The sequence below is a fragment of the Streptomyces sp. NBC_00358 genome (assembly GCF_036099295.1).
Taxonomy (GTDB): domain Bacteria; phylum Actinomycetota; class Actinomycetes; order Streptomycetales; family Streptomycetaceae; genus Streptomyces.
On sequence record NZ_CP107976.1, the window covers coordinates 4,993,823 to 5,007,029 of the forward strand.

7 protein-coding genes are annotated in these 13,207 nt (G+C 73.6%); 3 read left to right on the forward strand and 4 right to left on the reverse strand.

All coding sequences use genetic code 11. The features are described from left to right. Positions 1 to 186: 186 nt before the first annotated feature. A complete protein-coding gene (locus OHT01_RS21155) occupies positions 187 to 1,131 on the forward strand; it encodes an aldo/keto reductase (protein WP_328554686.1) in 945 nt (314 codons plus the stop codon). 74 nt (positions 1,132 to 1,205) lie between these two features. Here OHT01_RS21155 and OHT01_RS21160 read toward each other — a convergent pair whose 3' ends face one another. The 4 genes from OHT01_RS21160 to OHT01_RS21175 all read right to left on the reverse strand — a co-directional run bounded on the left by OHT01_RS21160 (position 1,206) and on the right by OHT01_RS21175 (position 6,325). Further along, positions 1,206 to 2,546: a PrsW family intramembrane metalloprotease gene (locus OHT01_RS21160; RefSeq protein ID WP_405916688.1), complete on the reverse strand. Its 1,341-nt coding sequence runs from the start codon at positions 2,544 to 2,546 to the stop codon at positions 1,206 to 1,208. Between the two features lie 87 nt (positions 2,547 to 2,633). Then, positions 2,634 to 3,470, reverse strand: coding sequence for a tRNA (guanosine(46)-N7)-methyltransferase TrmB (gene trmB, locus OHT01_RS21165; protein WP_328554687.1), 837 nt, complete (start codon positions 3,468 to 3,470; stop codon positions 2,634 to 2,636). A gap of 99 nt (positions 3,471 to 3,569) precedes the next feature. Next, the gene (gene lhgO, locus OHT01_RS21170) at positions 3,570 to 4,775 is read right to left on the reverse strand and encodes an L-2-hydroxyglutarate oxidase (protein ID WP_328554688.1); all 1,206 of its coding nucleotides are present in this window, start codon (positions 4,773 to 4,775) and stop codon (positions 3,570 to 3,572) included. 128 nt (positions 4,776 to 4,903) lie between these two features. Beyond that, positions 4,904 to 6,325, reverse strand: coding sequence for an MFS transporter (locus tag OHT01_RS21175; protein WP_328554689.1), 1,422 nt, complete (start codon positions 6,323 to 6,325; stop codon positions 4,904 to 4,906). A gap of 792 nt (positions 6,326 to 7,117) precedes the next feature. On the opposite strand from OHT01_RS21175, the gene OHT01_RS21180 reads away from it, so the two are divergent. Together OHT01_RS21180 and OHT01_RS21185 are read left to right on the forward strand one after the other, a co-directional pair. Further along, positions 7,118 to 9,211: an asparagine synthase-related protein gene (locus OHT01_RS21180; RefSeq protein ID WP_328554690.1), complete on the forward strand. Its 2,094-nt coding sequence runs from the start codon at positions 7,118 to 7,120 to the stop codon at positions 9,209 to 9,211. A 438-nt stretch (positions 9,212 to 9,649) separates the two neighbouring features. Continuing rightward, entirely contained in the window at positions 9,650 to 13,204 is a 3,555-nt protein-coding gene (locus tag OHT01_RS21185; RefSeq protein ID WP_328554691.1) for an AfsR/SARP family transcriptional regulator, read from the forward strand. Positions 13,205 to 13,207 lie beyond the last annotated feature (3 nt).

Genomic DNA, 13,207 nt, shown 5'->3' on the forward strand with positions numbered 1-13,207 from the left:
GACGTGTGCCGCACGACCCCGCCCGCCCCTGACTCCCCGCCGATCCGCGCTGTTCCCTGATCTCCGACGGTCCTGACGTCACCCCCCCACGTCAGGGCCGCCGGTCAGGCGGGGCGGGTCCGGGAGCGTCGGTCCCCCGCGGTGGGTGTGGAATACATACATCCGGTACGGGCGTTGACGCCGTACATGACTTCTCTTCGCAAGCTGGGTTCGTCGGACCTCGAGGTCTTCCCGCTCTCCCTCGGCGGGAACGTCTTCGGCTGGACGGCCGACGAGAGCCGTTCCTTCGCCGTGCTCGACGCCTACGCGGCCGCCGGCGGCAATTTCCTCGACACGGCCGACTCCTACTCGGCGTGGATCGAGGGCAACGAGGGCGGCGAGTCCGAGACCCTCATCGGCAAGTGGCTCGCGAAGCGCGGCAACCGCGCGGACATCGTGGTCGCCACCAAGGTCAGCCAGCACCCCGCGTACCCGGGACTGTCCGGTGCCAACATCAAGGCCGCCGCCGACGCGTCGCTGCGCCGCCTGGGCACCGACCACATCGACCTCTACTACACGCACTTCGACAAGCCGGAGGTGCCGGTCGACGAGATCATCGGCGCCCTCGACGAGCTGGTGAAGGCCGGCAAGGTCCGGCACATCGCCGCCTCCAACATCTCGCCCGAGCGGCTCCAGGAGTCCCTGGAGTTCTCCGACCGCGAGGGCCTGGCCCGCTATGTCGCGCTCCAGCCGCACTACAACCTGGTCTCGCGCGACACCTACGAGGGCGCACTCCAGGACATCGCCTCCCGGGCCGGTCTGGCCGCCGTCCCGTACTACGGGCTCGCCTCCGGCTTCCTCACCGGCAAGTACCGCCCGGGCACGACGGTCGACTCGCCCCGGGCGGCGGGCGCGGCCAAGCACCTCGGCACGGACCGCGGGCCGAAGGTCCTCGCCGCCCTCGACGAGGTCGCCGGAGCCCACGACGTCGCCGTCGCCACCGTCGCCCTCGCCTGGCTGGCCGCCCGGCCGACGGTCGCCGCGCCGATCGCCTCCGCCCGCACGGTGGAGCAGCTCCCGGCCCTGCTGGGGGTCGCGGACCTGGTGCTGACGGACGACGAACTGACGCTCCTGTCCAGGGCGTCCGCGTAACGGCGGGAAAGCGGCCTTCGAGGGTTCCGGCTTCCCGGGGGTGATCTCTCCGGGAGCGCCGGGGCCCCGCAGGGCTACGAGCGGTAGGGGTTGTACGCGGGATACGGCGCCGGCGCCGGCTGACCGTACGACTGCGTCGGCGGGACGGCGTACCCGTACCCGTACCCGGGGGCCTGCCAGGGCGCCGGTGCCGGCAGCGGGGTCGTCGCGCGGGCCGCGTAGGCGAGGGCCGGGCGGGCGGTCTCCCGGCGGCGCCACAGCTCGTCGAGCAACTCGCGCTCCCGTACGACGAAATCGGCGCCGGCCCGGCCGCGGCGTCCCCGGTGGCGCAGGAACGCCAGGGAGGTCGCGTACGCCTCGTACTCCGCCACCGAACGCGCCGCGGCCTTCCCGAAGTGGTGACCGGCGTACTCGCGGGCGAGCCGCCGCGCCCGCATCGAGCCGAGGGCCCACGGTTCGGTCGTGCCCAGCCAGCCGGCCACGGTGTACGCGGGCAGTTCCGTGCGCACGGTGCGCAGCTCGCGCTGCCGGGTCCAGACGGCCAGCCAGGTCAGCAGCCCGAACGCGGGCACCATGAACGCGGCGTACACCCCGAAGAACCCGAACTCGCCGAAGCCCGAGGAGCTGTTCCAGATCGCGTGCATGCCCATCGCGAGCAGCAGTCCGGTGAGGGGGAGCAGTACACGGCGCACGTGCTGGCGCTCGGCGGACAGCGCCGCGGCCCCGAAGCCGATTCCGGTCATCACGGTGAACAGCGGATGCGCGAAGGGCGACATCACCACGCGGACGAAGAAGGTCGCGGCGGTGACCGAGGCGAGCCCGCTCTCCCCGCTCAGCTGGTCGCTGCCGAAGGCGGTGCCGAGGTACAGGATGTTCTCGGTGAAGGCGAAGCCGGTGGCGGTGATCCCGGCGATGACGACGCCGTCGACGATCCCGGTGAAGTCCCGTCTGCGGAACAGGAAGACCAGCAGGACGGCAGCGGCCTTCGCCGACTCCTCGACGACGGGCGCTATGACGGTCGCGCCCAGCGTGTCGGCGCTGGACGGATCCGCGGTCGCCATCGCTATCCACCGGGTCGCGAAACTGTTGGCGACGATCGCTATGAGCGCCGCCGCGCAGGCACCCCAGGCGAACGAGAAGAGCAGGTTGCGCCAGGGGCCCGGCTCGACCCGGTCCAGCCACCGGAAGGCGGCTATGAGCAGCGGTACGGGGAACACGGCCAGTCCGAGACCGACCAGGAAGCCCTCGGTTCCGGTCTGTTCGCGGACCAGGGCGAGGATCACCAGACCGGACATCGCGAGCAGCGTGATCAGCGCTCCGTACCGGACCCATCTGCGCCGCCACCAGCGCGGATGCATCGGAGCAGGTCCGGCGGGGCCGCCGGACCGCGTCGGGTACAGAGGATGGATGGCCACGGCATTGACCCTAACGAGGGAGGGCGTGGCCCGCGACGGTAACCGGAGTCCCCGGGACTTCCCGGGGAGGGACCGGAGCGGTGTGGGTCAGTCGCCCGGGGTGTGCTGGTCTCGATGCTGTACGCGCCGGAAGAGGAGGTCGTTCACCACATGACCCTTGTCCAGTCCCTGGCCCTCGAAACGGGTCAGCGGCCGGAACTCCGGACGCGGCGCGAAACCGCCGTCCGGCCGCGTGTTCTCGAAGTCGGGGTGCGCGCTCAGCACTTCGAGCATCTGCTCGGCGTACGGCTCCCAGTCCGTCGCGCAGTGCACGAGCGCCCCTGGTTCGAGGCGGGTCGCGGCGAGATCCAGGAACTCCGGCTGGATCAGCCGCCGCTTGTGGTGCCGCTTCTTGGGCCACGGGTCGGGGAAGTAGACGCGCAGGCCCTTCAGGGACGCGGGCGGCAGCATCTCGCGGAGCAGGATGATCGCGTCGCCGTTCGCGACCCGGATGTTGGACAGGCCGCTCCGCTCGGCGAGGTTGAGCAGGTTTCCCTGGCCCGGCGTGTGCACGTCCACGGCGAGGATCCCGGTACCCTGGTCCTCGGCCGCCATCTGCGCGGTGGCCTCGCCCATGCCGAAGCCGATCTCCAGCACGACGGGCAGGTCCGCTCCGAACAGCTCCGCCAGGTCGAGCGTGCGCCGTCCGTCGATGTCGAGCCCCCACTTGGGCCACAGCCGCTGCAGCGCGTCACCCTGTCCGGTCGTCACCCGGCTCCGCCGCGGCTGGAAGCTCCGGATCCGCCGCTCGAAGTGCGAGCCGGCGGGATCGGCCTGCGGGCCGTCGGGGAAGCGGGACTCGCCCTTGGCGCGGTGGTGACGCGGCGAGCCGTCCTCGGCGGAGGCGGGCCGGGTCTCTTCGGTGGAGTCGAGGAAGTCAGACACAGTGGGACCGATTTTACGGGGGCCACGACGCGGGGCGGTCCGCGTGACCCGGGGCCGGGGCGGTCCGCGTGACCCCGGGCCGGGTGGTCGGGGCGCGGCTCAGGCCGCGGCCAGGGCAGCCAGGGCCCGGCGGGCGACCTCCCGGCCGATCGGGAGCGAGGCCGTGGCCGCGGGGGACGGCGCGTTCAGTACGTGTACCGTCCGCGGGCCCTCCTTGATCAGGAAGTCGTCGACCAGGGTGCCGTCCCGCAGGACCGCCTGGGCGCGCACCCCGGCGCTGGCGGGAACCAGGTCCTCCGGGTTCACCGCGGGCAGCAGCCGCCGCACCGCCTCGGTGAACGCCGCCTTCGACACCGACCGGCGCAGCTCCCCCGCTCCGTAGCGCCAGTGCCGTCGCGCTATCCGCCAGGTACCCGGCCAGGACAGGGTCGCGCCCAGCTCGCGGGGCCGGACGACCCCCCACCCGTACCCCTCCCGGGCGAGCGCGGGCACCGCGTTGGGGCCGATGTGGACGCCGCCGTCGATGCCCCGGGTGAGGTGGACGCCGAGGAACGGGAACGCGGGGTCCGGAACCGGGTACACCAGGCCCCGCACCAGCTCCGGCCGCGCCAGTGTGTAGTACTCGCCGCGGAAGGGGACGATCCGCATCCCGGGGTCGTCCCCCGTGAGCCGGGCCGTCTCGTCGCAGTGCAGTCCCGCGCAGTTGACGAGCACCCGCCCGCGGACGATCGTCCCGTCGGCCGTGCGCACGGCCACGCCGAGACGGGGGCGGCGGTCGGCGCTCACGACGTCCGCCCCGTACCGGATCTCCGCCCCGGAGGCCTCCGCGAGCCGCCGGGCCACCGCCACGTAGTCGCAGATGCCCGTGCCGGCGACATGGATGGCGGCGAGGCCGCGCACCTCGGGCTCGTGCTCGGCGAGCTGGGCGGGGCCCAGCTCCTTGACCGCGATGCCGTTCTCCCGGCCGCGCTGCGCCAGGCCGTGCAGCCGGGGGAGCTCCGCCTTGTCCGTCGCGACGATCAGCTTGCCGGTGACGGCGTGCGCGATGTCGTACTCCGCGCAGAACTTGACCATCTCGGCGGCGCCCCGCACCGCGTACCGCGCCTTGAGGGAGCCGGGGCGGTAGTAGATCCCGCTGTGGATCACCCCGCTGTTGCGCCCTGTCTGGTGCCGGGCGGGCCCTTGCTCCTTCTCCAGCACGGTCACCCGGGTGCCCGGGGCCGCGCGCGTGATGGCATACGCCGTCGACAGGCCGACGATCCCGCCGCCGATCACCAGAACATCGCAGTCGTACGCGCTCCGCATCCGCACCACCTCCCGGCTTCGATAGTGCACTGCGCCACTGACAATGCCCTCAAACCCGAGAACCGCGCCCCGCGGTTTCTTTTGCGCCGCGGGGCACTGGCGCCCTGTCCGGGCCTGAGCCCCCGGCTCTAGGCCGGAGCCATCAGGAGCGGACGTGCCCGCTCCCGGAGCTCCACCACGCGCGGCTCGTCGCCGTACGGCTCCAGCCGGTGCAGCAGGTCCTTCACGTACTCGGTGGTGCGGGCGGACGAGATGCGTCCCGCGACCTCCACCGCGCGGACCCCCTGTTCGCACGCCGCGTCCAGATTGCCCGATTCCAGCTCGGCGACCGCCGAGACCACCAGGCGCAGTCCGTGCGACCGCACGAATTCCTCCGTCGGCTTCGACAGCGCCTGTTCGGTGAAGCGGCGCACCTGGCGCGGCGCCTTCAGGTCGCGGTAGCACTCGGCGGCGTCGGCCGCGAAGCGGTCGTACGAGTAGAAGCCGAGCCAGGACGGGTCGTGGTCGCCGTCGCGGGCCCGCTCCAGCCACCCTTCGGCGGCCTTCAGCGCCGTACCGGCCGCCTGGGCGTCACCCGCGCGCGCGTGGGCACGTGCCTCGACGAGCCGGAAGAAGCTCATGGTGCGGGCCGTGGCGAGACCGCGGTTGCGTTCCAGGGCGGCCTGGGCCAGGTCGACGCCCTCGTCGCCGAAGCCCCGGTAGGTCGCCTGGAGGGACATGGAGGCCAGGACGTAGCCCCCGAGGGGCACGTCGGCGGCGGCCCGGGCGAGTCGCAGGGCCTGGATGTAGTAGCGCTGCGCGGCCTCCTGCTGGCCCGTGTCGAAGGCCATCCAGCCCGCGAGACGGGTGAGCTCGGCCGACGCGCCGAAGAGCGCTCTGCCGACCTCGTCGGAATAGGAGCCGAGCAGCAGGGGCGCGGCCTCGACCCGCAGGCACTCGGGCACCATGGACGAACGCCAGTCACCGCCCCCGTACTTGGAGTCCCAGCGCCTGGCGTCCTCGGCCGCCTCGCGGAGTTTCAGCACATCGCTGTGGCCGACCTTCAGCGGCGCTCCGGAGCCCTCACCGGGGCTCACCTCGCGCGCCACGGAACTGTCGGCCGGGGTTATCAGCCAGCGGGAGGCGGGAGTCGCGTAGGCGCTCACGGCGAAGGAGCCGGCCAGTGACTGCCAGATGCCGCCGCCAGCCCGCCGTCCGGCGAGGTCGAGGCGGTACAGCTCGGTGGCCGACCGCACCGCCTGCCCGACGTCACGGGGGAACGCGAGGCCCACCTCCGGCGCCGGGTCCGCGTCCGCCAGGCCGATCTCGTGGAGCGGCACCGGACGGCCGAGCTTCTGGCCGATGGCGGCCGCGATGAGGTGCGGCGCGGCGCCCTGAGGCACCATGCCTTTCGACACCCAGCGCGCCACCGACGTCTTGTCGTAGCGAAGAGTCAACCCGCGTTGAGCGCCAAGATCGTTGACGCGACGCGCGAGTCCTGCGTTGCTGATTCCCGCGAGGGCGAGAACGGCGCCGAGTTTTTCGTTCGGCCCGCGTTGCTCCCTGGACATGCGCCACCCCTCGACACAGACGGCTGCCGCACTGGCATAACCACGCGGCATTCGTAAACCCAGCGTAGTTCGCCCGATCCCCAGCGTTAAGGGGCGTAGGTCCGGTTGGCGGGATTGTGGTCCGTACGACTGTACGGACTGTTGTGGCGTGCTCCCGTTGTGTGGCCGTGCGCCCGTCCGTGCGCTCTTCTCCGGCCATGAGGGGGAGCGCTTCCATGGAACGTGCGTGGGTCGGCCCGCTGTACTGGATCCAGTGGGCTGGGGGACACCGCCGCCTACATCCCCGCGGGCGGCGGACCGGTCCGGGAGGCGAACTCCGCCTCCCGGACTGTGCGTTGCCGAAGCGGTGCGCAAGGCCTGCACGGAGCGTATCCGGGCTTGTCCGTCCATCGCCGATTTGGCCGAAAATCGATGGCCGCCCCGAAGGGTAATCAGGGCTCCCACCACGTGAGTTGAGGGCGCGAAGGGCGTCCCGAGGGAGCGTATCGGGGGCGCATTCGCGTCGACCTGTCGGGGGTCGGTGGTGCGCGAGGGGCCGACGCGAGGGTTTCCCGACGTCGTCCGAGGTAGATTCCTCCGGGTGCGCGCGGCGATGCCAGGACGCCTCAACAGGCTCTGCCCGAAGGGGATTTGCCGGTCTTACGGGCGTCCCGCGGCGGCGCGGGCTTCCGCACGGGGGCGCACTCCGGGGAGCGCAAGGCGCCGCAGGGACCCTCCCATACGCCTCCTTCGTGGCAGCATGGTGCCGAGTTCGTACGGTGCACTGGTTGCCCACAGCCTGTGGAGGCGGCGATGCGATGGTTGGTGGGGTGGAGCAGCACCGTCGCCAGAGCGTCCGCGATCGGCTCGGCGGGCGCCACGGGCAACGACGGCGAGACCGTGCACCCGGTGGGTTCCCAGCTCCTGTGGGGCGACCCCGATCCGCTGTGGGCCGTCGGCGACTGGCGTCCCGACGAGGTGCGTGTGGTGAAGGCCGACGCGCAGAACCGCATCGCCGTTCTCGGCACCTGCGGCGCCTCCGACGAGGAACTGCGGGTCGGGCTGTTCGCCGCGCGCGGCGGAGCGCTCCGCCACCTCACCAACTGGTCCGGCAGCTACACCGCGGTCGTCCAGGTCGGCCGCCGGGTGACCGTCTGCGGTGATCTCGCCGGCGCCCGGCCCGTGTTCTACACCCCCTGGGCCGGCGGTACGGCGTACGCGACGGCCGCGCTCCCGCTCGCCGACCTCATCGAGGCCAACCTCGACTTCGGGCATCTGGCCGCCGTGCTCGCGGCCCCCGACGTCCCGGCCGCGGTGCACGACTCCACCCCCTACGAAGCCGTTCGCCGCATTCCGCCGGGACACACGCTCATCCTGCGGGCCGGGGCGCGCGAGATCGCCGGGTACGAGCCCGTCGCCTCCCTCGCGGTCGCCGCGCCCATCGCCGATCCCACGATCGCCGTGGACGCCGTACGGGACGCCCTCGTGGAGGCGGTCCGCGCCCGCCTCTCCGCGCCCCGCCATGTGCCGGGCACGGATGTGGACCCCGGGCCCGTACCCGGCATGGGACCCGCCGAGCGCCGCGCCGCGCGCGGGATGCCGGTGCCGGGCATCGGAGCGGACCTCTCCGGAGGGCCCGCGTCGGGGACCCTGGCGCTGCTGGCCGCCGGCCTTCCCGGGGCGCCCGGCACGGTTCTCGGACACGGCACCGGCGCCGGTGAACGGCTCCTGGCGGTGACCTTCAACGACCTCGCCGTACGGGGACGCGAGGCCGAGCTGGAGCGGGCCGGGACGCTGGCCGCGAATCCCCGGCTGCACCACGTGGTCGTGACCGGAGGCGAAGAGGCCCTGCCCTACGCCGACTTGGAGGGACCTCTCACCGACGAGCCGGGGCCCTCCCTGGTGACTGCGGCACGCCACCGGGCGCGGCTCGCCTCCGGCAGCGCGGACCACTTCACCGGGTACGGCGCGCGGCAGGTGCTGGACGCCCATCCGGCCCGCCTCGCCGACCTCCTCATGGACCGCAAACGGCGCCATCTGGTCCGTCCCGTCGCCGCGTTGACGAAGGCCGACGGGTCGGTGATGGTCCCCGCGCGCGTGTACGGCGCGGCCCGCAAGCTCGCCCGTACGCCGTACCGCACCGGAGTCGACGTCCTCGCCGAGCAGTTGCTGCACCGGCGGTTCGAGGACCCCGGAGGCGCGGTGGGCGCGTCGCTCGCCGCGCTGAGCTGGGCCGGACCGGGGCCCGCGGCGCGCTGGCTGACCGGGGAGGCGCTGGCTGAAGTATCGGTTCGCCTCCAGGCGGGCGGGGGGCGGCCCAACATCGGTCCCGGGCAGCGGCCCGGGGACTTCCGCGCGCGTGCCGCGCTGGCCCGCCACGCGGCGGACGTACGGGTCCTGGAGCAGGCCGCCGAGATCCGCTTCCAGCGGCTGCACGCGCCGTTCCTGGACAACCAGGTCGTCCGGGCGTGCCGTGCGCTGCCGGAGGCGCTGCGCGTTCAGCCGGGGGCGCGGGCGGCGATTCTGCGTACGGTGCTGGAGGGGGCCGGGGTGGCCGATCTGCCCCCCGGCTGGGGGGCTCCGTCCCACGCGTCCTCCGCGGCGGCGGCCCGGACCGGGCTGCGGGTGGCCGCCGATTCCCTGATCTCCCTGTTCGACACGCCCTTGCTCGCGCAGGCGGGGCTGGTCGAGGCGCGGGTCGTCCGCAAGGCGCTGCGCGCGGCCGCGGAGGGGGCGCCGCTGCCGCTCGACGGGCTGGCCGATCTGGTCTCGGTCGAACTGTGGCTGCGGCGGTTGCTGGCCCGGCGAGGGACGTGCTGGACGGGGACGCCCGCGCGACAGCGGGCCGTTCCCGCGGGGATCGTTCCGCAGGGCAGGGCGCTGGGGGCGGGGGCCCGCCGGGGCTGAGCGGCGGTGGTTCCCGGCTCGCGGCTCGCGGCTCCCGGCTGCGGGGTGCGTCTGCGTCTTGCGGGTGCCGGGTGCTGGGTGGCGGGTGCGTTGTGGGGCGGGGTCGTGCCGGTACATCCGCCCGCATCCGAACGGATCTCAGCGGGGTTGCTACGTGTTCGTGGGTGGTGATCCGTCCGGCCTGCGGGCATGTGATGTACCGGCACGGCCCCTCACGCGCGTGCCCGGCTGCGGGTGCGAGTGCCGGACGGTCACAGCCCCGGCCGGCGAGGCTCCGGCCCCTGTGGCGTTTGAGGAGCGGGGGCCGGGGCGGAGCCCCAGGTACGGGTGGTCGGGTAGGGGCGGAGGGGGTGGGAGAAGGCTGTGGCTGCGGGGCGGGAACCCGGGGGCGGGGGCGTGCTGGTGTCCTCGTCGGGGTGGGGCGGTGAGAATGGGGGTGTGCGGTACAGGATCCTGGGGGTCGCCCAGGTGGAGAACGACCGGGGGGCCCTGATCACCGTGGGCGGCCCCCGGGTCCGCGCGCTGCTCACGGCCCTGGCCCGCCACCCCTCCCGCACGACCGCTCCGGACACCCTGATCGACGAGGTGTGGGCGGACGATCCTCCCCAGGACGCCCCGGCCGCCCTGCAGGCACTGGTCGGCCGCCTCCGCCGGGCCATCGGCAGGGACGCCGTCACCTCCCAGGCCGGCGGCTACCGGCTCCGGGCCGCCGAGGAGGACGTGGACCTGTTCGTCTTCCAGCGGCTCGTCGCGGAGGGCAGGACCGCACTCGACCACGGTGACGCCCCGGCCGCGGCCGTCCGCCTGCGCGAAGCCCTCGCCCTGTGGCGCGGCCCCGCCCTCGCGGACCTTCCCGACCGCACCACAGCCACCCGCCCGGAGGCGCTGCGCCTGGAGGCCACGCGCGGCCGCGTCGAGGCGGACCTGCGACTCGGCCGCGCCGTCGACGTCGTACCGGAGTTGAAGGAACTGACGACGGCCCACCCGTACGACGAGGCTCTGCACGTCCTGCTCATCCGCGCCCTGCGCGAGGCGGGCCGCGGGGCCGACGCGCTGGCCGCGTACGAGGACGTGCGCCGCGGACTGATGGACGGTCTCGGCACCGATCCCGGGCCGGAACTGCGCGCCCTGCACGTCGCGTTGCTCGATCCGGAAGGGGCCGGCGGGCCGCAGCGAATCCGGCCTCGTACCGACGGTGCTGCCGTGGCACCCGGTCCGGTCCCGGGCCTCAGCCCCGGGGATCACCACCGCGCTCAGCGCACCGGGAATATTCGTCCCCGTTTGAACTCTTTCGTCGGACGGGAACGCGAGCTCGGGGCCATCCGTTCGGATGTGCGGAGGGCGCGCCTGGTCACGCTGACCGGACCAGGGGGTTCGGGAAAGACCCGCCTCGCCGAGGAGGCCGCCGCCGGGCTTCCGCAGGCCTGGCTGGTCGAGCTGGCCCCGCTCGACCGGCCCGAGGCGGTCCCGGGCGCGGTGGTCAGCGCCCTCGGTCTGCGCGAGACCGCGTTGATCACCAACGAGATGGCGGTTCCGCAGGACGACCCGGTCGCCCTGCTCGTCGAGTACTGCGCCTCGCGCAGCCAGCTCCTGGTCCTTGACAACTGCGAGCATGTCATCGGCGCCGCGGCCGAACTCGCCGAGACGCTGCTGACCCGCTGCCCGGGGCTCACGATCCTCGCCACCAGCCGTGAACCCCTCGGTGTGCCCGGCGAGTTGGTGCGCCCGGTCGAGCCCCTCCTGCCCGGTTCCGCGCGCCGCCTGTTCATGGAGCGGGCCTCGGTGGTGCGCCCCGACGCCGGTACGGCCCTCCACGACGCCGCAGCCGTGGACGAGATCTGCCGGCGGCTCGACGGCCTGCCCCTGGCCATCGAGCTGGCGGCGGCCCGGTTGCGGCTGCTCACCCCGCGGCAGATCGCCGACCGGCTCGACGACCGCTTCCGGCTGCTCACCTCCGGAAGCCGTACGGTGCTGCCCCGTCAGCAGACCCTGCGTGCCGTCGTCGACTGGTCCTGGGATCTGCTCGACGAGCGTGAGCGGACCGTGCTGCGCGAGGCGTCGGTGTTCGCGGGCGGCTGGGACCTGGAGGCCGCGGAGGCCGTGTGCACCGGTCCCGCGGCCGACCTCATCGGCGCGCTCGTCGACAAGTCCCTCCTCGTGGCCACCCCCGACGGCATGGACGGCACGCAAGGGGTCGGTGGGGCGGGCGGCGGTGGTGTCCGGGGTGCGGGAAGCCCTGAGGGCGGCCTCGGCGGCGGGATGCGCTATCGCATGCTGGAGACCATCCACGAGTACGCCACCGAGCGCGCGGCCGAGGTTCCCGGGCTGCGTGCGGCGGCCGAGCGGCGCCACCGCGCGTGGGTGCGCGCCCTGACGGAGGAGGCCGAGCCCCAGCTCCGCTCGGCGAGCCAACTCCCCTGGATCCGGCGCCTGGAGACCGAGCTTGACAACATCCGGGCGGCCCTCCACCGGGCGCTCGTCGCCCGTGACGAGGAGGAGGCGGGTGCGCTGGTCCTCGCCATGGGCTGGTTCTGGTGGCTGCGCAACTTCCGCACCGAGGGCGTCGAATGGACCGAACTCGTTCTGAAACTGGGAGCGTTCCTCGACACCGGGACCGAGGACCGCGGGGCGGCCGACGAGGGCGCGGCGGCAACCGGCCGCGGTACGGGGACAGTCGGCGACGGCAAACCTGCGGCCGGAGTCGAGGCGGGCTGCGGCAGCGGCGGTGGCGGGCATCCCGGCGGTGACGGCCTCTTCGCCGAGCTCGACGGTGTCGACCCGGTCGCCGCCCTTCTCGATCATCCCGAGCGCGACGAACGGCATCCGCTGCACGCCGCGCGGATGCGGATGCGCATGTTCCATCTGTTCATGAAGGTGGACGTCGTCCCGCTGGACGAGTGGGGGGACGAGCGGTTGCGGGAGTACGTGGGGCGGGTGCGGGCCGTCTTCCAGAAGGGCGGTCCGGACGCCGCGCGTATGCCGGGGATCATCTGGCCGCTGACCGCGCACTTCATGGGCGACGCGGACGACACGCGGCCCGCGATGGACGAAGCGGTCGCCAACTGCCGTGAGTACGGCGGCGAATGGGAGATCGGCGTCGCCCTGATGCTCCGTACGCACATGGTCGTCGACGCCCCCGGCGGAATGCCCGGGGTGGACGAGGACCTGGTGGAACTGCGCGGGCTCAGCCGACGGGTGGGGGACCGCTGGATGCGGGCCCAGGTGTGCAGCGCGGCCGGTGAGGCGGCGATGGCGCGTGGCCGGTTCGACGAGGCGAAGGGCGAGTACGAGGAAGCTCTGCGGCTCGCCTACGAGGTGGGGGCGTACGCGGAGGTGCCGTTCCTGATGGCACGGCTGGCGGAGATCGCCCACCGCTCGGGCGAGCGCTCCGTGGCCCTGGCCACCCTGGACGAGGCGAGCGCGGCGGCCGATCTGTACGGGGTGATCGACTCCCGCGCGTTCGTGTATCTGCTGCGAGCCCAAGTGGTCCTGGACGACGGGGAGGTCGCCTTCGCGCGCGAGCTGTGCGAGAAGGCGCGTGAGGAGAGCGCCCGGGGCACCCCGCCGCCGCAGTTCACGGCCGCGCTGGACGGGGTCGACGCCATCGTCACGGCCGCCGAGTCCGGTCCCGTGCCGGCCCTGCGGAAGCTGTATGGCGCGCTGCGGGACGCGATGGACGCACGGTGCGCCGACGTGGTGGCGGCAGGTTTCGTCGAGGTCGCCGCGAGGCTCCTCACCGAGGTGGGTGCCCACCCGGTGGCGACGCGCCTGCTCGCCGCCGGAACATCTTGGCGCGGAGGGGACCTGCGCCCCGCGCGGGAGCGCGCCGACGCCCGGCGCACCGAGGCCGCGGCCCTCGCGGCGCTCGGCCCGGACCGCTACGAGTCGGAGCGAGCCCGGGGTTCCGGCCGTTCCCAGGAAGAGGCGCTGGGGGACCTGGCCGAGGTCCTGCTGGAGTACCCCGAGGAGTACCCCGAGCGCTCATCGGCGTAGGGA

Bases quoted from the DNA above. Each gene is read 5' to 3' on its own strand.
- OHT01_RS21155 (WP_328554686.1), top strand. From the start codon at position 187: ATGACTTCTCTTCGCAAGCTGGGTTCGTCGGACCTCGAGGTCTTCCCG.
- OHT01_RS21175 (WP_328554689.1), bottom strand. From the start codon at position 6,325: ATGTCCAGGGAGCAACGCGGGCCGAACGAAAAACTCGGCGCCGTTCTC.
- lhgO (WP_328554688.1), bottom strand. From the start codon at position 4,775: ATGCGGAGCGCGTACGACTGCGATGTTCTGGTGATCGGCGGCGGGATC.
- OHT01_RS21180 (WP_328554690.1), top strand. From the start codon at position 7,118: ATGCGATGGTTGGTGGGGTGGAGCAGCACCGTCGCCAGAGCGTCCGCG.